General features: G+C 69.9%; 17 protein-coding genes and 1 pseudogene. 15 read left to right on the plus strand and 3 right to left on the minus strand.

Features of this window, described 5'->3' with window-relative positions:
- Positions 1 to 51: 51 nt before the first annotated feature.
- The 15 genes and pseudogenes from JGU66_17425 to JGU66_17495 all read left to right on the plus strand — a co-directional run bounded on the left by JGU66_17425 (position 52) and on the right by JGU66_17495 (position 21,539).
- Entirely contained in the window at positions 52 to 825 is a 774-nt protein-coding gene (locus JGU66_17425) for a 2,3-dihydro-2,3-dihydroxybenzoate dehydrogenase (GenBank protein MBJ6762555.1), read from the plus strand.
- 64 nt (positions 826 to 889) lie between these two features.
- Positions 890 to 2,119, plus strand: a complete 1,230-nt coding sequence (gene dhbC / locus JGU66_17430) for an isochorismate synthase DhbC (protein ID MBJ6762556.1) — start codon at positions 890 to 892, stop codon at positions 2,117 to 2,119.
- A gap of 14 nt (positions 2,120 to 2,133) precedes the next feature.
- Complete coding sequence (locus JGU66_17435; protein MBJ6762557.1) at positions 2,134 to 3,753, plus strand: (2,3-dihydroxybenzoyl)adenylate synthase; 1,620 nt, start codon at positions 2,134 to 2,136, stop codon at positions 3,751 to 3,753.
- 17 nt (positions 3,754 to 3,770) lie between these two features.
- On the plus strand, positions 3,771 to 4,670 hold the full coding sequence (locus tag JGU66_17440) for an isochorismatase family protein (protein ID MBJ6762558.1): 900 nt from the start codon (positions 3,771 to 3,773) through the stop codon (positions 4,668 to 4,670).
- Between the two features lie 18 nt (positions 4,671 to 4,688).
- The gene (mxcG, locus tag JGU66_17445) at positions 4,689 to 9,047 is read left to right on the plus strand and encodes a myxochelin non-ribosomal peptide synthetase MxcG (GenBank protein ID MBJ6762559.1); all 4,359 of its coding nucleotides are present in this window, start codon (positions 4,689 to 4,691) and stop codon (positions 9,045 to 9,047) included.
- Positions 9,044 to 10,420 (plus strand): 3-deoxy-7-phosphoheptulonate synthase class II, encoded by a 1,377-nt coding sequence (locus tag JGU66_17450; protein ID MBJ6762560.1) that lies wholly within the window; start codon positions 9,044 to 9,046, stop codon positions 10,418 to 10,420. The genes mxcG and JGU66_17450 overlap by 4 nt, the downstream gene beginning before the upstream one ends.
- Positions 10,421 to 10,435: 15 nt before the next feature.
- Positions 10,436 to 12,622, plus strand: coding sequence for a TonB-dependent siderophore myxochelin receptor MxcH (gene mxcH / locus JGU66_17455; protein ID MBJ6762561.1), 2,187 nt, complete (start codon positions 10,436 to 10,438; stop codon positions 12,620 to 12,622).
- A 27-nt stretch (positions 12,623 to 12,649) separates the two neighbouring features.
- Complete coding sequence (locus JGU66_17460) at positions 12,650 to 13,882, plus strand: hypothetical protein (GenBank protein MBJ6762562.1); 1,233 nt, start codon at positions 12,650 to 12,652, stop codon at positions 13,880 to 13,882.
- A gap of 272 nt (positions 13,883 to 14,154) precedes the next feature.
- A pseudogene (locus JGU66_17465) lies at positions 14,155 to 14,403 on the plus strand (glutamate-1-semialdehyde aminotransferase).
- Between the two features lie 52 nt (positions 14,404 to 14,455).
- Positions 14,456 to 15,235, plus strand: a complete 780-nt coding sequence (locus tag JGU66_17470; protein ID MBJ6762563.1) for a glutathione S-transferase — start codon at positions 14,456 to 14,458, stop codon at positions 15,233 to 15,235.
- Between the two features lie 131 nt (positions 15,236 to 15,366).
- Positions 15,367 to 16,152, plus strand: a complete 786-nt coding sequence (locus tag JGU66_17475) for a CPBP family intramembrane metalloprotease (protein MBJ6762564.1) — start codon at positions 15,367 to 15,369, stop codon at positions 16,150 to 16,152.
- Positions 16,153 to 16,355: 203 nt separating this feature from the next.
- Entirely contained in the window at positions 16,356 to 17,543 is a 1,188-nt protein-coding gene (locus tag JGU66_17480) for an aminotransferase class I/II-fold pyridoxal phosphate-dependent enzyme (GenBank protein MBJ6762565.1), read from the plus strand.
- Complete coding sequence (locus JGU66_17485; GenBank protein ID MBJ6762566.1) at positions 17,540 to 18,355, plus strand: SDR family oxidoreductase; 816 nt, start codon at positions 17,540 to 17,542, stop codon at positions 18,353 to 18,355. The genes JGU66_17480 and JGU66_17485 overlap by 4 nt, the downstream gene beginning before the upstream one ends.
- 20 nt (positions 18,356 to 18,375) lie before the next feature.
- Complete coding sequence (locus JGU66_17490; protein MBJ6762567.1) at positions 18,376 to 18,648, plus strand: acyl carrier protein; 273 nt, start codon at positions 18,376 to 18,378, stop codon at positions 18,646 to 18,648.
- An 8-nt stretch (positions 18,649 to 18,656) separates the two neighbouring features.
- Entirely contained in the window at positions 18,657 to 21,539 is a 2,883-nt protein-coding gene (locus JGU66_17495; GenBank protein ID MBJ6762568.1) for an aminotransferase class III-fold pyridoxal phosphate-dependent enzyme, read from the plus strand.
- 9 nt (positions 21,540 to 21,548) lie between these two features.
- On the opposite strand, the gene JGU66_17500 is transcribed toward JGU66_17495, so the two are convergent.
- From JGU66_17500 to JGU66_17510, 3 genes are all read right to left on the minus strand, one after another.
- Positions 21,549 to 22,892 carry an APC family permease gene (locus tag JGU66_17500; protein MBJ6762569.1) on the minus strand — a complete coding sequence of 448 codons (1,344 nt, stop codon included), beginning with the start codon at positions 22,890 to 22,892 and terminating at the stop codon, positions 21,549 to 21,551.
- A 25-nt stretch (positions 22,893 to 22,917) separates the two neighbouring features.
- The gene (locus tag JGU66_17505; GenBank protein MBJ6762570.1) at positions 22,918 to 23,301 is read right to left on the minus strand and encodes an SCP2 sterol-binding domain-containing protein; all 384 of its coding nucleotides are present in this window, start codon (positions 23,299 to 23,301) and stop codon (positions 22,918 to 22,920) included.
- Between the two features lie 65 nt (positions 23,302 to 23,366).
- Complete coding sequence (locus tag JGU66_17510; GenBank protein ID MBJ6762571.1) at positions 23,367 to 24,617, minus strand: acyl-CoA/acyl-ACP dehydrogenase; 1,251 nt, start codon at positions 24,615 to 24,617, stop codon at positions 23,367 to 23,369.
- Between the last annotated feature and the right edge of the window lie 59 nt (positions 24,618 to 24,676).

Below are 24,676 nucleotides of genomic sequence, written 5' to 3' on the forward strand. Positions count from 1 at the left end.
TCCCCACCTCCCAGCCCCGGACGCCCCCGGAGAACAGGCGCGCGGCACCCGATGGAACAGCAGATACGCGTGGCCCTCGTGACGGGGGCCGCTCAGGGGATTGGTGCGTCCGTCGCTCGGGCGCTCGCCGAGGAAGGCCGCGTCGCCGCCCTGGACCGGAATGCGGAGCGACTGGGCGCCACCGCGCGGGAGCTGCGCGCCCGGGGGCTCGACGTCACGGGCTTCCCCGTGGACGTGAGTGACCGCGCCTCGGTGGACGCCGCCGTCGATCGCGTCGAACGGGAGCTGGGCCCCATCGCGGTGCTCGCCAACGTCGCTGGCATACTGCGCGTATCACCCGCTCTCTCAATCACAGACGAGGACTGGGCGGCCACGTTCGCGGTGAACACGCAGGGCGTCTTTCATGTCTCGCGCGCGGTGGCGCAACGCATGGTGCCGCGACGGGCCGGTTGTATTGTCACGGTTGCGTCCAATGCTTCTGGAGTTCCCCGGATAGGGATGGCCGCCTACTCCGCCTCCAAGGCAGCCTCGGCGATGTTCACCAAGTGTCTGGGATTGGAGCTGGCGCCCCACGGCATCCGCTGCAACGTCGTGTCGCCCGGCTCCACCGACACGGCCATGCAGCGCGCGCTCTGGCCGGACGAACAGGGTGGTCAGGCGGTCATCGCCGGTTCCCTGGAGGCGTTCCGACTGGGCATCCCACTGGGACGCATCGCCTCCCCCGACGACATCGCCGAGGCCGTGCGCTTCCTCGCCTCGGACCGGGCGCGCCACATCACCCTGCATGACCTCTGCGTGGATGGTGGCGCCACGCTGGGGGTCTAGCGTCTTCGTGTATCCATCAATTGAGAATGATTACTAGTTCCAACTTCATGATGGGAGTTCCGCGATGAGGACGGTGGAGCAGCAGGCCCAGGCGCCCCGCATGCTGGCCGCGCAGTTGTTGCAGAGCTACGAGCCGGGCTCATCGTTCTTCTTCGCGACGCCGCGGCGCACGTTGCTGGCGCGTGGCACCTTCGCGACGGTGCCGTGCTCGGGAGGGCCGGACGCGCTCGCGCACCTCCCCTCTCGCGTGGCGACCGTGCTGCACGACGCGCGACAGGCGGCGCACGACATCCCCGTCGTCGTGGGCGCAGTTCCCTTCGATGGCTCGGCGCCCGCGCAGCTCGTGGTGCCCATGACCCTCCAGCGTGCGGGCCCCCTGGAGTTCGACACCCAGTCGCCCGCGCACCGCCCGCTCCAGGCTCGCTACACGGTGCGGCCGGTGCCCGAGCCCACCGTCTACCTGAACGGCGTCGCACAGGCCCTGGAGCTGATGCGCAGCGGGCCGCTTCGCAAAGTGGTCTTGTCGCGCGCCCTGGACCTGGAGGCCGCGGGCCCCATCGACCTTCAGCAGCTCCTGCACAACCTCGCGCGGCGCAACCCCACGGGCTACACGTTCGCGGCGGACCTCCCCATGGCGCGAAGCGGCGCACCCGGCACGGGGAGACGGACGCTGATTGGCGCCAGCCCCGAGCTGCTGGTCTCGCGCTCCGGGCTCCAGGTCCTCGCCAATCCGCTGGCGGGCTCCGCCGCGCGGTCCGCGGATCCAGTGGAGGACCAGGCGCGGGCCAACGCGCTGCGCTCCTCGCCCAAGGACCTGCACGAGCACGCGGTGGTCATCGACGCCGTCGCGGAGGCCCTCCGTCCGTACTGCACGACGCTGGAAGTGCCTGAGGCCCCATCGCTCGTGAGCACGTCCACGATGTGGCACCTCTCCAGTCGGATCCGCGGAGATCTGCGCGACCCGGCCATCTCGTCGCTGATGCTGGCCACCGCCCTGCACCCCACCCCCGCCGTGTGCGGCTTCCCCACGCGGCTGGCGCACGAAGCGATTGGCCACATCGAGCCATTCGCGCGGGGCTACTACACCGGCACGGTGGGCTGGTGCGACGCCACGGGAGACGGGCAGTGGGCGGTGACCATCCGCTGCGCCGAGGCGGACGCGCACACGCTCCGACTGTTCGCGGGCGCGGGCATCGTGGCGGGTTCCCGCCCGGAGTCAGAGCTGGCGGAGACCGAGGCCAAGTTCCGCACCATGCTCCAGGCCATGGGTCTGGGCTCCGAGGTGCAGGCGTGAGCACGCCCGCGCCCATGGGTATCCTGCTGGGCTGCCCCACCTGGCCCGAGTCCTTCGCCACGCGCTACCGCGCCGCGGGGTACTGGAAGGGCGAGACCTTCGGCGAGCTGCTGCGTGAACGGGGGCGACGCCACGGGGATCGCACCGCGGTGGTGTCCGGCGCCCAGCGGCTGAGCTACGGCGAACTCGACGCGCGCGTGGATCAGCTCGCGGCGGGCTTCCATGCCCTGGGCATCCGCGCTCGGGACCGCGTCGTGGTGCAGCTCCCCAACGTCGCGGCGTTCCTGGAGGTGTGCTTCGCCCTCTTCCGGTTGGGCGCGCTGCCGGTGTTCGCCCTGCCCGCCCATCGCGGCGCTGAGATTGGCTACTTCTGCGCCTTCACCGAAGCCGTGGCCTACGTGATTCCCGAACAGCACGCGGGGTTCGACTACCGCATGCTCGCCGAGCAGGTCCGCGCCAAGACGCCCACGCTGCGGCACGTGATCGTGGCGGGCGCCGCCGGACCGTTCGTCGGACTGAGCACGCTCTACGCCCCGCCCATCGCGGTGGACAGCCCTCAGGCACACGACGTGGCGTTCTTCCAGCTCTCGGGCGGAAGCACCGGCGTGCCGAAGCTCATCCCGCGCACGCACGACGACTACCTCTACAGCGTGCGCGCGAGCGCGGACATCTGCGGCCTGGATGCCTCCAGCGTCTACCTCTGCGCGCTCCCGGTGGCGCACAACTTCCCGCTCAGCTCGCCGGGAGTGCTCGGCGCGCTTCACGCGGGCGCGACGGTCGTGATGGCGCCGAACCCCAGCCCGGACACGGCCTTCCCGCTCATCGAGCGCGAGCGCGTGAGCATCACCGCGCTGGTGCCGCCCTTGGCGATGGTCTGGATGGAATCCGCCACGGCCCGGCGGCATGACCTGTCGAGCCTCCGCGTGCTGCAGGTGGGCGGTGCCCGACTGAGCGACGAGGCAGCCCGCCGCGTGCGGCCCGTGCTGGGGTGCACGCTCCAGCAGGTCTTCGGCATGGCGGAGGGGCTGGTCAACTACACCCGCCTGGACGACCCCGAGGATCGCATCGTCACCACGCAGGGCCGTCCCATCTCTCCGGACGATGAGGTCCGGGTGGTCGATGACGACGACCGCGACGTGGCGCCGGGCGAGACGGGCCACCTCCTGACGCGCGGCCCCTACACCATTCGCGGCTACTACCAGGCCGAGGCACACAACGCGCGGGCCTTCACCTCGGACGGCTTCTACCGCACCGGCGACCTGGTCCGACGGACGCCCGAGGGGTGCCTCGTCGTCGAGGGGCGCGCGAAGGATCAGATCAACCGCGGAGGCGACAAGATCGCCGCCGAGGAGATCGAAAACCACCTGCTGGCGCATCCCGCCGTCCATGACGCCGCGGTGGTCGCGCTGCCGGATCCGTATCTCGGGGAGCGCACCTGCGCGTTCGTCATACCCCGAGGCACGCCGCCGCACCCCATGTCGCTCACCGCCTTCCTGCGCGAGCGCGGGCTGGCGGCCTTCAAGCTTCCCGACCGCGTCGAGTTCATCGACGCCTTCCCTCAAACCGGCGTCGGCAAGGTCAGCAAGAAGGCGCTGCGCGAGGCCCTCGCGCGCGCCTCGGCTCCGTCGCGCTGAGCAGAAAGGTCCCCACCATGGCGCTCCCCATCATCGCTCCCTATCCCATGCCCGGCGTCGCCGACCTCCCTCGCAACAAGGTCTCTTGGACGCCCGACCCGCGCCGCGCGGTGCTGCTCATCCACGACATGCAGCGCTACTTCGTGGACGTCTTCACGGCGGACCAGTCCCCCGTCAAGGAGCTGGTCGCGAACATCCAGCGGCTGCGGCAGCGCTGCCTCGCGCTGGGAATCCCCGTCGTGTACTCGGCGCAGCCCGGAGGACAGACCTCCGAGCAGCGCGGCCTCCTGCTCGACTTCTGGGGCGCGGGCGTCAGCGACGGCCACCACAAGAAAGACATCATCGACGCGCTCACGCCGGGCGAGGGAGACATCCGCCTCACCAAGTGGCGCTACAGCGCGTTCCGCAAGACGCCGCTCATGGACATCATGCGCGAGCGCGGACGCGATCAGATCCTCATCTGCGGCATCTACGCGCACATCGGCTGCCTCCAGACGGCCAGCGATGCCTTCATGAGCGACGTGCGTCCGTTCCTCGTCGCGGATGCCTTGGGCGACTTCTCGCTTGAGCACCACCAGCTCGCGCTGAACTACGCCTCGCAGCTCTGCGCGGTGACGGCCACGACGCAGCAGCTGCTCGAACAGCTCGGTCCCGCGCCCCAGGCCGCGCTGAGCCGCGAGCGGATCCGCGAGGAGGTCGCCGAGCTGCTCCAGCAGTCCGCCAGCGACCTCGGAGATGACGACAACCTCCTCGACCGCGGGCTCGACTCCATTCGCATCATGAGCCTGGTGGAGCGGTGGCGGAGCACGGGCGCCGAGGTCACCTTCGTCGATCTCGCCGAGCGGCCCTCGCTCACCGAGTGGTTCGGCCTGCTCCGCGCGCCCTCCGCGTCCCCCCATCCGTCCCCTTCGACCTGAGTCCCCGTGGAATCCACGATGCATGAGTCAGCGGAAACGGGCCTGCCCTTGTCGGCGGCCCAGCAGGGCATCTGGGTGGGCCAGCAGCTCGACGTCCGGAGCCCCATCTACAACGCCGGCGAGTGCATCGAGATTCGTGGCCCGCTCGACACCGAGCACTTCGAGGTCGCGATCCAGCAGGCGCTGGGTGAGGCCGAGGCCCTCCACGCTCGCTTCAGCGTCCTGTCTGGCGAGTCGCGCCAGCACCTGCTCCCGCGCGCGACCATCGCCCTGCGGCGCGTGGACCTGCGCGGCGCCACCGACGCTTGGGCCACCGCGCGGGACTGGATGCATCGGGACCTGGGCCAGACGGTCGACCTGGGCGAGGGCCCTCTCTTCGGAACGGCGCTGCTCCAGGCCGCGCCGGAACGCTTCTTCTGGTTCCTGCGCGTGCACCACATCGCGCTGGATGGGTTCGGGTTCTCGTTGCTCACCCGCCGCGTGGCCGACCTCTACACGGCCCGGATGACGGGGCGTGCCGCACCGGGAGGCTTCGGCTCGCTTCAGGCCGTCCTCGACGAGGACGTGGCGTACCAGCGCAGCGCCCAGCGCGAGGCGGACCGCGCCTTCTGGATGGAGCGATTCGCGGATGGCCTCACGCCCGTCACCCTCGCGGCGCCCGCGCCGATGTCCGCGACGTTCGTGCGGCGGACGCACCACCTGTCCACCTCCGAGGTCGAGCGGCTCCAGTCCCTGGCCCGGCGCGAGGGGCTGAGCTGGCCGGACCTGCTGCTCTCCACCACCGCGGCGTGGCTGCATCGCGAGACGTCCTCGACGGAGGTCGTGCTGGGCCTGCCCGTCATGTCGCGACTGGGCTCCGCCGCGCTGCGCGTGCCGTGCATGGCCATGAACATCGTGCCGCTGCGCGTGAAGGCGCGTCCTGAGGCGGGGCTGCTCGACATCGCCCGAGGCGTGGCCCATGAGGTCCGCTCGGCGCGTCCGCACCTGCGCTATCGCTATGAGCAGCTTCGACGCGACCTGCGCCGCGTGGGTGGCCCGCGGCGCTTGTTCGGCCCCGTGGTCAACATCATGCCGTTCGACTACGGCGTGCGCTTCGCTGGCATCCCCTCCATCGCGCACAACGTCTCGGCGGGCCCCGTCGAGGACCTGTCCATTGGCGTGTATGCCCGCTCCGATGGCGGTGGGCTCCGAGTGGACTTCGATGCCAACCCCGCGTGCTACCGCGAGGAGCGCCTCGCCGCGCATCAGCAGGAGTTCATCCAGCTCCTGGAGGATCTCGTCACCGCGCCGGAGCGCCCCATCGCGCGTGCTTCAACGGGATCAGTCTCCCCGTCGCTGCTCGATGGCGGGCCGCTGCCCGTCGCACCCCGCGCCGTTCTCGCGTGCATCACCGAGCAGGCGCGCCTCCGCCCCCAGGCGATCGCGGTGGAGCATGGCCCCTACTCGCTCACCTACGAAGCGCTGCTCACGGCCGCGACGGACGTCGCTGCCCGGCTCGTGGACGCGGGCGTGCGACCGGACACACCGGTCGCCGTCATGGTGCCGCGGAGTCTGGATGCCATCACGGCGGTGCTCGGCGTCCTCCTCTCGGGAGCGGGCTACCTCCCCATCGACCCCTATGGCCCCGTCACGCGCACCGCCGCCATCCTCGCGGACGCGGATCCAGAGCTGATCCTCTCGCTGGTGGAAACGCGGCTGGGGCAAGGCGCGGGCCCGCTTCCCGTGGGCGGACTGGTCCTCCGTCGGCGCGAGATGGAGCAGGCCCGCCAGCCGTCACCGCGTGAGGCGGACGATCGTCTGGCCTACGTCATCTACACCTCGGGCTCCACGGGGCAGCCCAACGGCGTGGAGGTCACCCAGGGCGCGCTCGCGCACTTCGTCGCGGGGGCCACGCACCGCTATGGCTTGAGCGCCGAGGATCGCGTGCTCCAGTTCGCGCCGCTCCACTTCGATGCCAGCGTCGAGGAACTCTTCCTCACCCTCTGCACCGGCGCGCGGTTGGTGCTCCGCACCGACGCGATGCTCCAGTCCGTGCCGCGCCTCCTGGAGTCCTGCGCCGAGCGCGACATCACCGTGCTCGATCTGCCCACCGCGTTCTGGCACGAGCTGGCCTACGCGGTCTCCACCGGCGCGGTCGCCCTCCCGCCCTCGCTTCGCACCGTCATCATCGGGGGCGAGGCCGCGCTCCCCGAGCGTGTGGCGCGATGGCGCGACACCGTTCCGCCCTCCGTACAGCTGCTCAACACCTACGGCCCCACCGAGGCCACCGTCGTCGCGACATCCGCGCGGCTGGGCGCACCGGGCGCGGAGGCCGCGGACCCTGGCATCCCCATCGGGCTGCCGCTCCCCGGTGTTCGCGCGGCGCTGGTGGACGCGCACGGCGCCGTCGTCCCGCGCGGTGACGAGGGCGAGCTGTACCTCATGGGCGATGGACTCGCGCGCGGCTACCTCGGGCGCGACGCGCTCACGGCCGCGCGGTTCGTCCCGATCACGTCCCTGCCGGATGCGCCCCGTGCGTATCGCACCGGGGATCGCGCACGGATGCGTGGAGACGGGCAGCTCGTCTTCGTGGGGCGCGTGGACGACGAGTTCAAGATCTCCGGTCACCGCATCGCCCCCGCCGAGGTGGAGTCCGTCCTCCTCACCCACCCCGCGGTCCAGGCCGTCGCCGTGGTGGGCCAGGTCCTCCCCAGCGGCGCGCGCCGGCTCTGCGCGCAGGTGGTCGCCCAGGCTCCGGTCCCGACCACAGCGGCGCTGCGCGAGCACGTCCGCGCACGGCTGCCCGCCCCCATGGTCCCCGGGGCGCTCGTCTTCGTGGAGTCCCTGCCACGAACCAGCACCGGGAAGATCGATCGCGCGGCCCTCCTCCGCGCCTTCCCGGCCGAGGACCCGGGCTTCACCGAAGAGACCACCGTGATGGAGCGGCGCGTGCTCGAAGTCTGGGAGCAGGTCCTCGGCGTTCGAGGGGCCTCTCCGCGCGATGACTTCTTCGATCTGGGCGGCCAGTCCCTCCAGAGCATCCAGGTCGCGAACCGCTTGAGCATCATGCTCGGGCGCGAGGTGCCCGTCGCCACCGTGTTCCGTCACCCCACCGCGGCGGCGCTCGCGCTGGCGCTCGAACACGGTGAGGCCGAGGTTCCCCGAGCGGAGGGACTCCCCGCGTCGCTCCTCGCGGATGCCGCGCTGCCCGAGGACGTGGTGCCTCCGCGCCTCACCGCGACCTCAGGACCGCCGCGCTGCATCCTGCTCACGGGGGCCAGCGGCTTCGTGGGCGCGCACCTCCTGGATCAGCTCCTTCGCCGCACCGACGCACGCGTCATCTGTCCGGTGCGCGCGAGGGATGCCTCGCACGCCATGAAGCGACTCCAGGCAGCGCTGACGTCTCAGCGACTCGCACCGCGTGGGCTGAACGAGCGGGTCGTCGCCCTTCCGGCGGACCTCACCCAGCCCCACCTCGGCCTGGAGCGCTCACGCTACGACGCGCTCGCGCAGGAGTGCGACGCCATCCTCCACAACGCGGCCGTGGTCAGCGTCGTGCGCGAGTACAGCAGCCTCCAGGCCGCCAACGTGCGCGGCACGCGCGAGCTCTTGCGGCTGGCCGTCACCGGACGCGCCAAGCCCTTCCACCACGTGTCGACGCTCGCGGTCGCGCCCCAGCGCGACCTCCACCCCGAGGTGCCCGAGGCGTTCGTGCCCGCCCACGCGGGCCTGCGCGACGGCTATCAGCAGAGCAAGTGGGCGGCGGAGCGACTCGTGGAGCAAGCCAGTGAGCGCGGGCTCCCCGTCAACGTGTACCGCCTGGGCCGTGTCGTGGGCGCACCGGACACCGCCCTGGTCAATCCCCAGGACCTCGTGTGGCGCATCCTGCTCGCGGGGATTCCGGTGGGCGCGCTGCCACGGCTCGACATGGGCGAGACGTGGACGCCGGTGGACTACGTGGCCAAGGCCGTGGTCCAGCTCGTCCGCGAGCCGCGTCCCGGCACTGTCTTCAACCTCGCGCCCGTGCCCGAGGTTCGTCTGCCCGAGCTGTTCACCTGGGTGCGGGAGTTCGGATACCCCATCGAGCTGTGCTCCGCGCCCGAGTGGAGCGCCCGCGTGGCCCAGCACTCCCGCTCTCCGGAACACGACTCCACGCTCGCGTTCTTCGACCTGCGCTCGGGTGACGCTCGCCCCGTGTTCGGATTGGGAGCGATTCGCGCGGAGCGGATCATCGAAGCGCTCGCGGACACGGACATCACCTGCCCGGCCGCGGACCGCGCCCTGCTTCACCGCTACCTCGACACCTGCGTCGCGCAAGGACTGCTGCCCCCACCTGCCCGTCCGTGGGACCTCTCGCCTTCTCGCTCCGCGCCCCGCTCTGAGACGACTCCCACGTGATGAATCGAAACTGGACCCCTCGCTCGTGGCGGGAGAAGCCGGCGGGCTACATGCCGGATGACTATCCGGACCTCCGAGCGCTGCGGCGCACCGAGGAGGAACTCACGCGCCTGCCACCGTTGGTGTTCCCCAACGACGCGCGCCGCCTGACCACCGCGCTCGCGCGGGTCACCGAGGGAAAGGCGCTGCTGCTCCAGGGCGGTGACTGCGCCGAGAGCTTCAAGGAGTTCACCACCGACAACCTCCGGGACACCTTCCGCCTCATCGTCCAGATGGCGCTGGTGCTGACGTTCGCGGGGGGACGTCCCGTCGTGCGCGTCGGACGCATCGCGGGCCAGTTCGCCAAGCCGCGCTCGAGCCCCCTGGAGACTCAAGGCGGCACCACCCTGCCCAGCTATCGCGGCGACATCATCAACGGCATGGAGTTCACCGCCGAGGCGCGCACGCCCGATCCCCGGCGACTCGTCCAGGCCTATCACCAGTCGTCGGCCACGCTGAACCTGCTGCGCGCGTTCTCCCAGGGCAGCTACGCGGACCTCTGCAATCTCCACCGCTGGACGCTCGACTTCGTCGCAGCCAGCCCGCAAGGCGATCGCTATCGCGAGCTGGCGGACAAGGTCTTCGAGTCGCTGTGCTTCATGCAGGCGCTCGGCCTCCCATCGGAGTCACCGCCCGTGCTCGGCCCCGTGGATGTCTTCACCAGCCACGAGGCGCTCCTCCTCAATTTCGAGGAGGCGATGACCCGCGCCGACCTCGCGTCCGGGGACTGGTTCGATTTGTCCGCCCACATGCTGTGGGTGGGCGAGCGCACCCGGCAGCCCGACGGCGCTCACGTGGAGTTCCTCCGCGGCATCAAGAATCCCATCGGACTCAAGTGCGGCCCCACGATGGCGCCGGACGAACTGTTGCGCCTGATGGATGTCCTGAACCCTCAGGGCATCGCGGGACGCCTCACGCTCATCGGGCGCTTCGGCGCGGAGTTCATCGAGGAGCGGCTGCCGGCCCTGATGGCCGCCACGCGCCAGGATGGCCGCCCCGTCATCTGGTCCATCGACCCGATGCACGGCAACACCCACAAGGCGAGCAACGGCTACAAGACGCGCGCCTTCGACAGCATCGTCTCCGAGGTGACGTCCTTCCTGCAGATCGCCGCGGGAGAGGGCGTCCATCCAGGTGGGCTCCACCTCGAGATGACGGGCCAGAACGTCACCGAGTGCCTGGGCGGATCCCTGCCGGTCACCGAGGCCGACCTGTCCAGCCGCTACCACACCCACTGCGACCCTCGCCTCAACGCGGACCAGGCCCTCCAACTCGCCTTCGTCGTCGCGGACACGCTGCACTCCCAACGGGCCCCTCGCGCCCGCGCCGCCTGAGCGCACGGGTTCCTCATGCCTTCCGCCCACTCCCCCTCCATGGCGCCCCGGGCCCGCGGCCTCGCCCTCCTCCTGCTGCTCGCGGCGCGCGTGGCCCATGGCCAGTCCACGCCCGCGCCCGCCACGTCGACCGATGAGCCTGTCCTGGAGCCCCCCGCGGACGAGGTCATCGAGGTCAACGTGCAGGGCGTCTCGCCCGAGGAGCGCATGCGCCAGTCCGCCGAGGCCGTGCGCGTCGTCGACCTCAAGGACATCCAGCGCGAAGCGGTCGACCTGGGCCAGGCGCTCTCGCGCACCGAGGGCGTGGGAGTCCGTCGCGCGGGTGGGCTCGGCAGCCGCGCTCGGTTCTCGCTCGCGGGCCTCACGGATGATCAGGTCCGCTTCTTCGTGGACGGCGTGCCCCTGGAGCTTGCGGGGCTGGGGCCCGACTTCGCGAACGTCCCCGTCAACCTCGTCCAACGCCTGGAGGTCTATCAAGGCGTGGTGCCCATCCGCTTCGGCGCGGATGCCCTGGGCGGCGCGGTCAACCTCGTCACCACCGACGAGATTCAAGGCACGCACGCCTCGGCCTCCTACGAGCTGGGCTCCTTCGCGACGCACCGCCTCACCTTGAGCGGGCGACACCTGAGCGAGTCCTCGGGCGTCTTCGTGCGCGCCACGGGCTACTTCGACCGCTCGCCCAATGACTACCGCATCCGCGTCCAGGTCCCCGATGAGCAGGGCCGTCTGGTGATGACCCAGGTGTCCCGCTTCCACGATGGCTTCCGCGCTGGCGGCGGCGCCATCGAAGCCGGTGTCATCGATCGACCGTGGGCCCATCGGCTCCTCCTGCGCGTGTTCCTCGGCGACGCGAGCAAGGAGGTTCAACACGACGCCACCATGCAGGTCCCCTTCGGCGACGTCGACTCGGGCACTCGCTCCGCGGGCGCGACGCTGCGCTTCGAGCAGACCTTCGCCGAGTCGCTCGTCGCGGAGGTGGTGGGCGGCTACGTCCATCGGCGAGCCCGGTTCGTCGACCTGGGACGCTGTGCCTATGACTGGCTCGGGCAGTGCATCGTGGAGCTGCCGCAAGCCGGGGAGATGCTCGCGGGCGGAGTCGATCGCTCCGTGCGCCAGCACACCGGGTTCGCCCGCGCCCACCTCGAATGGACGCCCGCACCGGAGCACGCCGTGCGGCTGTCGCTCGCGCCCACGGTGGTGAGCCGCTCTGGAGAGGACCGGGCCCTGCGCGAGCGCGGCCAGTTGGATCCGCTCACCGGGGCCCGGGAGATGACCACCCTGGTGACGGGCCTCGAGTACGAGCGGGACGCGCTCGACGGCCGCGTGGAGAACATCGTGTTCGCCAAGGACTACCTGCAGCGGATGGCCGCGGAACGCCTGCTGCCGAGCAACGTCTTCGCCCCTGCGCGACAGCACCATCACTCGATGGGCGTGGGCGACAGCCTCCGGTATCGCGTGTCCTCGGCGCTGCTCGCGAAGGCGTCCTATGAACGCGCCACGCGCCTTCCGTCGCCCGACGCGGTGTTCGGAGACGGCGTCCTCATCGGCGACAACCTCGACCTGAAGCCCGAGACGAGCCACAACCTCAACCTCGAGCTGAGCGCGGACCTGCGCGACACACCGCACGGCGACTTCCGTGGCAGCGTCATGGGCTTCGGTCGGCTGGCGGATCAGCTCATCGTCCTGCTCGGCGACCAGGGCTACTTCACGCATCGCAACGTGCTCTCCGCGCGGTGCATCGGCGCGGCGGGAGCGCTGGGCTGGACGTCCCCGGGGCAGCACGTGGCGGTGGACACGAATGTCACGTGGCAGGACCTGCGCGCGACCTCCAGCGAGGGCGCGTTCGGGGCCTTCGACGGGCAGCGGATCCCCAACCGCCCGAGCCTGCTGGCCCATGCGGGCGTGCGGCTCCAGTGGCCTGGGCTCTTGCGCGACACCGACGAACTCTCGCTGTCGTGGCACAGCCGCTACATCCACGCCTTCTATCGAGCTTGGGAGCGACTGGGCGTCAAGAGCAGCAAGCAACAAGTCGACGCGCAGCTGCTGCACTCGATGGCGCTCACCTACGTCTTCCGCGCCTCCGTCGGCACGGTGAGCTGGACGTTCGACATCCAGAACCTCACCGACGCGACCGCCGTCGACTTCTACGGCGTCCAGCGGCCGGGCCGCGCGCTCTCCCTGAAGGTCGTCGCCGAGTTCTAGCCCCCACACCCATGAAAGGGCCATCGCATGAAGGTCGTCCCGTTCCTCCGCCTCCCCCGTCTCCTCTCCCTGGCCTTCGCGGCCGGCATGCTCGCGGCCTGCGGCGACGACAAGCCGACCGAGCCCAACGAGAACACGCCCGACACGCCGCTCTATGCGGTCGTCACGCAGGTCAACACCTCGGATGACTCGCAGAGCTACGTGGCCCTCACCGACAAGCTGGACCTCGACGGGCCCCTGGCGCTGGACAAGGCCATCGAGGTTCCCGGTCGCGCGCTCGGCTCGGGCATTCCCAAGTCCCGCTCGGTCTACGTGAGCAGCAGCGAGGGCGCCGTCATCACCCGCTACACGCTGACGGACACCGGCACGCTGAAGGAGGACGGCACGGTGAGCTTCGCGCGCCAGGGCGTCTCGTCCATCGGCGAGTACCAGAACCAGTTCCAGTTCGTCTCCGCGACCAAGGCCTACTACTTCGACGGCCGCACCGCGCAAATCGTCGTCTGGAACCCCACGGACATGTCCGTGACTCGCGCCATCGACATCCGCGGCATCAACGTGAACGGCGCGACCACCACGTTCGCCACCGCGCCGCTGCGCCTGCCGAACCAGATCATCATGCCCCTGGGCTGGCGGCCCTCCATGAGCGTGGGCATCACGCCGCAAGCAGGCGTCGTCGTCGTCGACACGCGCGAGGACACCGCGCAGGTGGTGCTCGACAAGCGCTGTGGCTACGCGCGCGACGGGGTCATCGCCCCCGACGGCAAGGTCTACCTGGCGACCGAGGCCTATGCCGCGGCCGTCTACCGCGTCTCGTCGGCCTCCGCCCCAACGCCGTGCCTGCTCCGCTTCGACCCCACGACGTCCAAGTTCGACACTGACTTCTACAAGGAGCTGTCGTCGCTGACGGGCGGCGCCGCCACGGGCTCGCTCCTGCGGGGGCCGGACGGCAGCGCGTACCTGCGCGTCCTGGACGAGACGATCGCCCCGGTGTCGCCGGCCACCAACCCCCGCGCGCTCGCGAGCGCGTCGGCGTGGACGTGGTGGCAGCTCGACCTGAGCACGCTGAGCGCCAAGAAGGTCTCCACGCTCCCGCCCACCACTGGCAGCACGTTCCTCTTCGACATCGCGGACAACCGCACGCTCTACACCGAGTTCACCAACAGCTCGTCGACGACGAACTTCCGCGAGCTGTCCGGCCAGGTCGGCAAGGTGACGGCCACGACGCAGGGCCTCACGTTCTCGATGCTCCAGATTCGCTGACCCACCACGCCGGGCCCACGCGCGGCACCGCGTGGGGCACGAGTCCTGCCCCCCTTCTCTCCTCTTCCTTCGGAGTCCATCGATGTCGAGCGCGGATCTGGGCCATTGGAGGGCTCGCCACCGTGGTCTGGCTCTGCCTCGCGCGCGTGCTCCCGCCCATCTGTCGGCACCTCGCGCCGGCTGCTTCGCAATCGAATCCACCGTCGCTCGCCGCCCTCGCCTCGCCGGAGGTGGCGTGGGGGTGCCTCCGGCCTCGCGGCCTGGGCCAGTGGCGCGCTCATCGCCACGGCTCCAGACGGCGCGCTGGCTACGACGCCATCCCCTTCTTCCGCTTCGCGAAGGATCCCGCGGAGCACGCGCGACGCATGCAGCCCTTCCAGGCCGGCATGGCGCGTCGAGGCATCCTCCTGCGCCGCGATGTCAACTGCCCTGGCGCCGCGCACACACTGGAGCAGATCGAATACACCATCGAGATGGCGGGCGAGGTGTTGGAGTCCCTGCGCGCCGCCACCGCGAGTTGACATACCGAAGCGCTACCCTCGATGAACCCGCTGGCATAGGTTCGCAAGTCCTATGCGCACGCTCGCGGGACTTCACTACTCGCCCTGGACCGAAAAGGCTCGCTGGGCATTGGATCATCACCGGCTCGACTACACCTACCGAGAGCACTCGCCCATGTTGGGCGAGTTCTGGCTGCGACGACACACGCAGCCCGGTCAGCGCCCCACCGTCCCGCTCTTCCTGGACGAGGAGCGCTCCACCACGGGCTCCATCGCCATTGCTCGGCGCGCGGAGGCGCTGAGCCCTGGCACCGCGCCGCTGTTCCCCACCAGCGCCGCCGCCATCATCGAGCACTGGGAGGCCATCAGCGACCGCGTCATCGGCGCCGGCCGGGCCTACATCCTCACGCGCATCGCCAGGAACAAGCGGGCCCAGGCAGATGCCCTGCCCGGCTTCGTCCCCAGCTGGCTGCGCCCTGCCTTCGCCCCCATGGCGCACATGGGCGTGAGCTTCATCGCGCGCAAGCACCAGGTCCCCGCCGACGGGGAATCGGCGGTCCAGCAGGTCGCCGTCCCCGCCTTCGATCAACTCCGTGCCGCGCTCGGCGGCCGGCCGTACCTGGCGGATCGCTTCACCTACGCGGACGTCACCGCCTCGGTGATGCTCCAGTTCGTGCGCCCGGTGGAGTCCCGTCACCTGGAGCTGAAGCCAGGGACGCGCGAGGCCTGGAGCCACGAGTCGCTCGCCCAGGCATACCCAGACCTGCTGGCGTGGCGCGACGCGCTCTATGACAAGCATCGCCGACCCACCCTGAGCCTCGCGGAGACAGGGAGCAAGAGCGCTCTGGGGTGAACACCTGGCTCACCCTCCAGTGCGATGTCTGGCGTTTCGCTTGACAGTCATTGACAGCCCTTGCAGCGTTCCGCCCGGCAAGGGCTGGCGCCCCGCGTGAATGTCTTTCACGGCGCCCGCGGGGGTTGTGCATGGATGTCGGCTCGCTGTCCTGGCGTCCCGAGTACCGCACGCCCCTCATCGTCCTGGTGACGGGCACCATCGCCTTCCCGCTCAGCTACTTCGCCACCAGCATCTCCGTCTGCCGCGCACTCCTCGGTCGCGCGGGCTGGACGGGCGAGAAGCTCGCGGTGGGCTGCGTCCTCCTCTCCCGGCTGGTGGGCGGAATCCTCCTGGGAGTCATCCCCCTGTTCGTCGTGCGCGCGCTGCTGCCCGACTCCGAGCACGACTTCGGGCTCACGCTCGCGCGCCCGGGCTGGGACCTCCTCTTCACCCTCGTGGGCATCGGCTCGGCGCTGACGGCCGAGTACCTCGGCTATCGCGTCTGGCCAGGCGCGTTCGCGCTCTACCCTGAGATCAAGGTGCAGCCGCCGTGGCCCGCTCGGCTCCACGCCCTCAACCTCCTGGGCTGGATGCTCTATCTGGCGGGCTATGAGCTGCTGTTCCGCGGGCTCATGCTCTTCCCGCTCGCACGCAACCTGGGGAGCTGGCCCGCCATCGCCATCACCACCGCGCTGTACGCGTATGCGCATGTCCCCAAGAGCCCGCAGGAGACGGTCTCCACCTTCCTGCTCGGGTATTACTTTGGCGCCGTGGCGCTCTTCACGAACTCCATCGTGAGCCCGTTCCTCATCCATGTCTGCATTGCCTGCTCGTCGGAAGGCTTCGCGTTGCTCGCGCTGCGGCAGGGCGCTCAACGGTCAATCGCCCTCGGGGGCAACCCGCCGTTATCGAGCACGCGGCCTCCGCCAGTGTGATCCGTCGTGTTCAACACCTCCCAGATTCACGCAAAAGACTCACAACGTCCGGACAACGCCTTGCATCACGCCACCGCGCTCAGGTACAGAAACCCAACCATGAACGTGGCCCCAAGGGCAGACGGACGCTCCGACCCGGTTCGGGTGGGCTCGTGGGGGATGCAGGGCATTCTGCGGTGAACGACGCCGAGGGGCTCCCTGATATGAGCAGCAGCGCAGCGGTGTATGGGCAACCCACGTATCCGTCATGGATCGCGAACCGTGTCCGACTGCAGCGGGAATTCATCGACAACCTGCGCCCATTTCCTTTCGATCAGCCGGCGGACATCCGCGGCTTCTACTCGTTGCACCAGAATGACTATCTGCGGCTCTCCAATCATCCGGAGGTCGTGCACGCGCGAGCCGAGGCGAACCTCCGCCCGCGCATCGAGTCGTTCTCGTCCTCGGTCTTCGGGGGCGTCTCGTCCGAGCACGACCGCTTCGTGGAGCTGCTCAAGGAGTCACTCCAGGCCAACGACGTCATCCTGACCACCGCGGGATGGACCGCCAACGCGGGGCTCCTGGAAGCCATCTGCGGCGAGGAGACGCCGGTCTACATCGACGTGGAAGCGCACGCGTCCATGGTGGATGGCATCCGCTTCTCCCAGGCCAAGAAGGTGATCGTCCGGCACAACGACTGCGACCACCTGGAGAAGCGCATCAAGATTCACGGCCCCGGCGTCATCTGCATCGACGCCCTCTACAGCACCGACGGCAGCCTCCCGGATCTGCCGCGCTACATCGACATCTGCGAGCGGCACGACTGCATCCTCGTCCTGGACGAGGCGCACTCCTTCGGCATGTTCGGCGCCAAGGGCGGCGGGTTGGCGGTGAAGCTGGGCCTGGCGCACCGGGTCCACTTCCGCACGGTGAGCCTGAGCAAGGCGCTGGGCGGCCACGGCGGACTGGTCGCGGGCAGCGCGGACATGCTGCGCAGCCTGCGCTCCCACATGCGGCCCGTCCTGTTCAGCTCCTCCACCTCGGCCATCCTCGCGGCCGGCCACGCCGCGGCGCTGGAGGTGCTCATGCGCGAGCCCGAGCGCGCCGCCCACTGCCTGGAGATGGCGGCCCGGTTCGTTCGCGCGCTGGAGGGCGCGGGCGTGGACACGCGCGCCTCGCGCAGCCAGATCGTCTCCCTCTTCTTCAAGGACGAACAGGCCTGCCAGCTCTACGGCGAGCTGCGCGAGCGGCGCATCCTCTCCTCCGTGTTCGTCTACCCCGCCATCCCGCGAGGCATCAGCATGTTGCGCTTCTCCGTCTACTCGGAGCTGAAGCCCGACGACATCGACTACATCGCCGACTGCACCCTCGCGGGCCTGAGGAAGATGCGCCCGGCGGAGCTGCGGCCATGACCGCTCCGGCGCCTCGGGTCGCGCTCATCACGGGCGCCTCGTCCGGCATCGGCCAGGCGTGCGCCACCCTCCTCGCCGCTCATGGCCTGACGGTCTACGGCACCGCCCGACAGGCCCAGTCGGCTCCGGAGGGCTGCACCCTCATCCCCATGGACGTCACGCGGGACGACTCGGTGAAGCAGGCGGTGGGCGAAGTGCTCACGCGCGAGGGCCGCATCGATGTCGTGGTGAACAACGCGGGCTACGGGCTCGCGGGCTCCATCGAGGACACGTCGCTGGACGAGGCCCGGCTGCAGTTCGAGACGAACTTCTTCGGCGTGATGCGCGTGTGCAAGGCCGTGCTGCCCACCATGCGCCAGCTCCAGGCCGGGCTCATCGTGAACATCAGCTCCCTGGGCGGAGCGATTGGCCTGCCCTTCCAGGGGCTGTACAGCGCGAGCAAGTTCGCGTTGGAGGGCTTCACCGAGGCCCTGCGCCAGGAGGTCCGTCCCTTCGGCATCCATGCGGTCCTCATCCAGCCGGGAGACATCCAGACGCGCATCACCCAGAACCGCGTGCGCGCCCAGGCCACCGGACCGGGCTCCACGTACCAGGAGCACTTCGAGGGGGCCTTGAAGGTCATCGAGCGCGAGGAGCAGGCTGGCATTCCGCCGACCGCCGTGGCGCAGCAGGTGCTGCGACTGGTGACGGGCCGCTCCTTCCGCGTGCGCTACCGCGTGGGGCGGCTGTCCCAGACCTCGTCGGTGGCGGCCAAGGCCATCCTGCCCTCGGGCATGTTCGAAAAGGCGTTGATGTCGTTCTACGGCCTCTGACGGCCTGGGAGGGTATCGGCTTGCATGCGGAACGGACGCTCCAGCGGCTGAAGCAGATGATCGCCGATCTCTGCGCGGTGGATGCTCAGTCCATTCGCGGCGAGGGAATGCTGCGCGGCTACGGCCTCGACTCGATTCGGATCATGGACCTGGTGGCCACCATCGAGTCCGAGTTCCAGGTCCAGCTTCGCGTCGAGGAGATGGGCACCATTTCCTCGGTGCGAGACCTGGCCGAGCACATCGACCGCGTCATCGCGCGCAATGCACCCGTGGAAGCAGCGGCCACCCGGTGACGGGCTCCATGCGCTCAGACGACCTCGCGTGGCCGGACGCGTCGCGGCACTTCAAGCCCTATCTCCACCGGATGCTCGCCGCCGCCGGGCTCGACCTGGCGTTCCACCGCGCCGAGGGCGACTTCCTGTACGCCCTGGATGCGAGCGGGCGCGAGTTCGGAGTCCTCGACCTGCTCGGTGGCTACGGCACGTCCCTGCTGGGGCACAACCACCCCGAGCTGCTCGACACCGCCCATCAACTCCTGCGCGAGCAGCGCCCATTCAGCGCGCAGGCCAGCCTCCGGCCCCGGGCCGCGCGACTCGCCGCGAGCCTGTCCGAGCGCGTGGGCCGGGTGACGGGGCGGACGTATGTCGCCACGTTCGCCAGCACGGGCACGGAGGTGGTGGAGGCCGCGCTCAAGCACGCGAGCCTGGAGCTGCTCCAGCGCAAAACCGGCATCGTGGACCGGCTGCGCGAGCAGTTCCGCCGACTCCGGCTGCGCCTGCGCGCGGGCGATGCCCGGCTCAGCGAGGACGTCTTCACCCAGGCCTCGCGCAAGCTCGGAGAGCGTCCAATCGCCACGCTGGATGACTTGGAGGCGGCGTTGCTCCAGCGCGCGGCGCAAGCGCTGTCCACCGTCCCTCGCGTGCTCGCGGTGGAGGGCGGCTTCCACGGAAAGACACTGGGCGCGCTGAGCCTCACGCACAACCCCGAGTTCCGCGTCCCCTGGAGCCCCAGCGACATCTCCCCCGTCGTCTTCCTCCCCCCCGGTGACACGCAGCGGCCCACACAAGAGGCCGAGCGCGCGCGCGTGAACTACCTGGAGCTGGAGGTGACGTGCGAGGGCGAGGTGCGCGTGCAGGAGGCCCACCTCGTCAACGTCTGCGCCTGCTTCGTCGAGGCCGTTCAAGGCGAAGGCGGCATCCGCGTCATGACGTCGGAGTTCCTCGCGGCCCTGCGCGCCACGGCGGACGCGGGCGGCTTTCCCCTCGTCCTCGACGAGATTCAATGCGGCCTGGGACGCACCGGCACGTTCCTGGGCTCCGAGCCCTCGGGCGTGTCGGGCGACTACTACCTCTTCTCGAAGGCGCTGGGCGGCGGGCTCGCGAAGATCTCCGCGCTGCTGGTGGAGGAGCCCCGCTACATCCCCGAGTTCGGCTACCTGCACTCCTCCACGTTCGCGGACGACGACTTCGCGAGCACGCTCGCGCTGAAGGCCCTGGACCTGCTGGCCCGCGACGACGAAGCGCTCCTGCGCCGCTGCCGCGAGACAGGCCAGGGCTTCCTCCAGTCCTTGCGCGCGCTCCAGGCTCGCTTCCCCCAGCAGCTCCGCGACGTTCGCGGCGTGGGGCTGATGATTGGCCTGGAGCTGGCTCCGCCCAAGGACTCACCCTCCTCCCTGCTGCGGGTGCTCTCCGCGCAGGGGCTCCTGGGCTACGTCATCTCCGGCTACCTCTTGCGGCAGCACGGCATCCGTGTTGCCCCCACCCTCGCCGCGCACGGCACCATCCGACTGGAGCCCTCCGCGTACATCGCGCCCGCGTCCCTGGAGCGCTTCCTCCGCGCGCTCGAGCAGGTGCTCGTGCTCCTGCGCGACAGCGACGTGGGACGGCTCACCCATCACCTCCTCGACGCCGGCAGCGAGCCCCTTCCGGAGTCGCCTCGCGCCGAGCCCTCCGCGCCTATCCCTCCGCCGACCGTGGATCCACGGCGCGCGCGCAAGCCGACCCGGGTGGCCTTCCTCATCCACTTCTCCGAGCCCACGGACCTGCGCGCCTGGGAGCCTCGCCTCGCGCACGCGAGCGATGAGGGCTGCGTGCGCTTCCTCTCGCGCATGAAGGGACTCATCGAGCCCTTCGTGGTCAGCCGCTCCCAGGTGCAATCCGCGCAGGGGCGCCAGGTGGACCTCACGGTCATCGGCGTCCCGTTCACCTCCGCCCAGGCCATGGAGGCCCTCCGGGCGGGCGAGACGTGGACCCTGGAGCTGGTCCGCCGCGGCGTCGAGCTGGCGCGCCGCGAGGGCTGCGTCGTGGTGGGCCTCGGAGGCCACACCTCCATCGTGACGGACAACTGCCGGGCGCTCGTCGAGGACGACCTGGTCCTCACCAGCGGCAACAGCCTCACGGTGGCCGCGGCGCTGGACGCGCTGTTTCGCGCGGCCCGCCAACAACACATCCCCGTCGAGCGCGCGCGGCTGGGAATCGTGGGCGCCACCGGGAACATCGGCGCCGCCATGGGAGAGATCGCCGCGGAGAGCGTGGGTGAACTCATCCTCTTCGGCCGGCCCGGCGCGCAGCGCTATCTGGAGCCGGTGGCCGCCGCCATCTACGCCTCCGAGCTGCGGCGACTCCTCCGCGGAGGCCCCGCCACGGGCCTCGCCGCCACGGTGTCCACGTCCCTCCTGGGACGCTCGCTCCTCGCGAACCCGCATGCGCTGCCGGTCAACGTGGGCGAAGTCCTCCGCCGAGGACTCTTGGAGGAGCTGGGCGAGCGCGCCCCCATTCGCATCGCCACCGAGCAGGACACGCTGCTGCGGGGCTGCCAGCTCATCGTGTCCGCCACCAACGCCGCGCGACCGGTCATCCTCCCCGCGCACGTCACGGACGCGCCGGCCGTCCTCTGCGACATCGCGGTGCCCCAGGACGTGGACGCCTCGGTGAAGCAGCAGCGCCCCCAGGCCCTCGTGCTGCGCGGAGGGCTGGTGCGCACGCCGCACGGCGAGGACCTGCGCATCCCCGGCGCGCGACTGGGCCCCGGCGAGGTCTTCGGCTGTCTGGCCGAGACGCTGCTCCTGGGCTTCAGCGGGCAGCGGGAGTACGGCTCTCAGGGCACGCTGGTGGCGGAGAACATCCGCCACCTGGGAGAGCTGGCCCGGCTGCACGGCTTCCAGTTCGACCTGAAGCCGGCCTGAGGCCAGACGCTACGGCGCGAGGGCCGAGGAGCCGCGCTGCTCCTTCATGGCCACGAACCGCAGCGACCACTCGGTGGTGACCAGCGCCGTCACCAGACAGCCCAGCATCCAGTACACGGGCAGCAGGCCCTGCTCGGGAACGGAGAGCAAGGTCCCCAAACCCAGACACGGCAGCACCAGCGCCACCGCCCCCTGCAGCCACGGGAAGATGGGGGTGCGGTAGCTGCGCCGGGCCTGGGGTCTCGACTTGCGCAAGGACAGGGCCGCCGCCAGGAACGCCGCGTAGATGACGCACATGATGGTCGCGCTGATGAGGGCAAGGACGAGCTGCAGCTCGTAGCGGGACACCACGAGCGCGGACACGCACGCCACACCCCCCAGCGCCAGCACGCCGCCGATGGGCGCGCCCGTCTTCGCCGAAGTCGTCCCGCACCACGCGGGCAACAAGCCCTCGCGCGCGAGCATGAAGACGAGCCGCGAGCCGCCCATGATGCCGGCGTTGAACGTGGAGACCACCGCGCCGAAGGAGAGCACCAACGCCACGTAGGTCCCCGCCCGTCCGAACATCGCCTCGAAGTACAGCACATGCGGCACGGAGCTGGCGGCCACCGTGCCCCGAGCCACATACAGCGGCAGCGCCAGCACGAACAGGATGTAGATGGCGGACAGGACCGCCACACACACCGGCAGGGAGATGGGAATCTTGCGCTCGTAGGCCTTGGGTTTGAGCCCGACGGGCGCGGCCCACTCAAAGCCCATGTAGAGGAAGATGGCCATGCCCACGGCGGCGGGGAGCTGCGAGAGCTGCCCCACGCCTTCCGACAGCGTCACCACGTCACGCAAGGGCGCGGGCGCCGCGATGAGGCCATACGCGGACGCGCCCAGCAGCAGCAGCACGCTCGCGTAGGTGGTCGCCATCTGGAGATCTCTCGGCAGCTCCAACCCCACCCCGTTGATGACAATCACCCCGCCCATCAGCACCAACGCCGTGAGCGTGGGCGGCACGCTGGGGAAGGCCGCCTTGAAGACGAGCGCGAACATGTACCCCTCCACCCCCGCCATCAGCACGGTGAAGATGAGGTACAGGTAGACGAGCACCAGCGAGGAGCGAGGCCCGAACGCTGCCTTGAGGTACGTGCGCACCCCGGGCGCCGAGGGGAACATGCTCGCCAACTCCGCGATGGACAGCGCGATCACCGCGCAGAACACCCCCGCCAGCAGCACCGCGAGCTGCAACACCCACGGGCTGCTGAGGATCTGGAACAGCCCTGACACCACCGTGAAGCTGCTGGTGGCCAGGGCCATCCCCACGCCCACCGAGACGTAGAAGAGAAACTCCGTTCTGGCTTTCATCCGCCCCCCGAACGCGTGCGCGCGCTCAGCCCAGTCGCCAGAGGATCATCGCCAGCGCCTCGAGCTTCACCTTGTCGCGGTCCGACGAGAAGATGGAGATGGCGCCATCCACCAGCGCGGTCGCCGGGTTGTAGCGACCGGAGAAGATCTCCGTCAGCACGCTCTCGTCCCCTTGCAGGTGGACCAGGCCATCCGAGTCCTCATCGAAGTCCGGCACCTTCCGGACTTCCGTCAGCGCTCGGTCCTGCACGGCCAGCACGAACTTGTTGCCCGTGTTGGTTGCGTCGAGCAGCACGGACCTGTCCCAGCCCGTCACCAGCTTCTTCGCGCGTGGGTTGTCATTGAATCGAGTCTGGAAGTCCTGAAGGACCTCGCTCAGCCCCGTCGTGGTTGCGCTCGTGTTCCACATCGGATTCCACCCCTTGGGTGCAATTTGTTGGACGGCCCGCCGCTCGTGTCAGCTCCGCTTGCGCCTCACACCCAAGGCTGGGGCAGACCGAGGATTTGCGTGCCAATGACAATCTTCGTCGTGTCGTCCGAGGGCCCCATCACCGAGCCCGCCCGGCCATCGCGGTACGCACGCTCCACGACGTGTCCGCGCTTGTAGGCCGCGCCGCCGCAGACCTGCATGGCCTTGCTCGTCACCTCGATGGCCATCTCGCAGGCCGCCGGCTTGAGCGTCGCCACCTCGATGAAGAACGGGTCGTCCGGGTTGTCGCGCATGACCTCGTCCAGGAGGTCCGTGGACTTGAACTCGTTGAACAGCACCACGGCGTTGTCCGCCATCTGCGAGATGCGCAGCACCGTCGAGCGGACCACGTCGATGGACACGCGCATCTCCGCGACGAGCCGCTGCACCGTCTCCACGTGGGCGAGGCTCTTGTTGGTGTCCGTGTGCACGCGCTTCTTCACGTGCTCCACGGCCGCCTCGTACGCCGCCTGGGCGATGCCCACGTAGCAGGCCGCCATGCCACACAGGTAGATGGGCAGCGAATAGGCCATCATGAACGACAGGCCCGTCTTCTCCACGCCCATCATGTACTTCTTGTGCACGCGGCAACGGTCGAAGTGGATCGGCCGGCTGCCATTGCCTCTGAGCCCCATGCCATCCCAGACGCCCACCGGCTTGATGTTCGGCGTGTCCCCGGGGACGAAGAAGAGGCTCAGGTCATTGGGCTTGAGACCGGGCCCGGATCGGACCGGAAGCAGGTAGAAGTCCGCGTGCCCCGCGCTGGTGCAGAACGACTTGTACGAGTCGATGACGTACTCGTCGCCCTCGCGCTCCGCGTGGCTGTCCATGTGCCAGATGCGATTGCCCGAGCCCGGCTCGCTCATGGCATACGCCCCGAGCGCCTTGCCCATCGCGACAGGCTTCAGGAAGGTCTCCACCTGCTCAGGGGTCGCCGTGGCCATGAGCAGCGGCAAGGTGGACTGGTGCATGTGGAAGCACATCGCCGTCGCCGCGCAGGCCTTGGCGAGCTGCTCCGTCACGACGATGGACGTGAAGATGTTCTGCCCACCGCCTCCCCACTCCTTGGGCAGGCCCATGCCGAGGATGCCCGCTTCGCCGAGCGCGCGGATGCTCTCCCTCGGAAACGAGGCGTCCTGGTCGACCCGAGCGGCGTGCGCCCGGAGGATCTCTCGAGCGACGCCTTCCGCCCTGCGCTTCCACTTCCCTTGCTCCGCACTGAGCGCAAGGCCATCCAGGTTCAGGAAGCTGCCCATGGTTCCTATCCCCTCCCGTTCAGACCGCGAGTTGAAGGCCCGACCAGCTTGACGACCCC

Source organism: Myxococcaceae bacterium JPH2 (genome assembly GCA_016458225.1).
In the GTDB taxonomy this organism is placed as follows: domain Bacteria; phylum Myxococcota; class Myxococcia; order Myxococcales; family Myxococcaceae; genus Citreicoccus.

Coding starts and splice junctions, on each gene's coding strand:
- JGU66_17435 (MBJ6762557.1), top strand. CDS start 2,134: ATGGGTATCCTGCTGGGCTGCCCCACCTGGCCCGAGTCCTTCGCCACG.
- JGU66_17510 (MBJ6762571.1), bottom strand. CDS start 24,617: ATGGGCAGCTTCCTGAACCTGGATGGCCTTGCGCTCAGTGCGGAGCAA.
- JGU66_17495 (MBJ6762568.1), top strand. CDS start 18,657: ATGCGCTCAGACGACCTCGCGTGGCCGGACGCGTCGCGGCACTTCAAG.
- JGU66_17480 (MBJ6762565.1), top strand. CDS start 16,356: ATGAGCAGCAGCGCAGCGGTGTATGGGCAACCCACGTATCCGTCATGG.
- mxcG (MBJ6762559.1), top strand. CDS start 4,689: ATGCATGAGTCAGCGGAAACGGGCCTGCCCTTGTCGGCGGCCCAGCAG.
- JGU66_17500 (MBJ6762569.1), bottom strand. CDS start 22,892: ATGAAAGCCAGAACGGAGTTTCTCTTCTACGTCTCGGTGGGCGTGGGG.
- JGU66_17460 (MBJ6762562.1), top strand. CDS start 12,650: ATGAAGGTCGTCCCGTTCCTCCGCCTCCCCCGTCTCCTCTCCCTGGCC.
- JGU66_17475 (MBJ6762564.1), top strand. CDS start 15,367: ATGGATGTCGGCTCGCTGTCCTGGCGTCCCGAGTACCGCACGCCCCTC.
- JGU66_17440 (MBJ6762558.1), top strand. CDS start 3,771: ATGGCGCTCCCCATCATCGCTCCCTATCCCATGCCCGGCGTCGCCGAC.
- JGU66_17485 (MBJ6762566.1), top strand. CDS start 17,540: ATGACCGCTCCGGCGCCTCGGGTCGCGCTCATCACGGGCGCCTCGTCC.
- JGU66_17505 (MBJ6762570.1), bottom strand. CDS start 23,301: ATGTGGAACACGAGCGCAACCACGACGGGGCTGAGCGAGGTCCTTCAG.
- dhbC (MBJ6762556.1), top strand. CDS start 890: ATGAGGACGGTGGAGCAGCAGGCCCAGGCGCCCCGCATGCTGGCCGCG.
- JGU66_17425 (MBJ6762555.1), top strand. CDS start 52: ATGGAACAGCAGATACGCGTGGCCCTCGTGACGGGGGCCGCTCAGGGG.
- mxcH (MBJ6762561.1), top strand. CDS start 10,436: ATGCCTTCCGCCCACTCCCCCTCCATGGCGCCCCGGGCCCGCGGCCTC.
- JGU66_17470 (MBJ6762563.1), top strand. CDS start 14,456: ATGCGCACGCTCGCGGGACTTCACTACTCGCCCTGGACCGAAAAGGCT.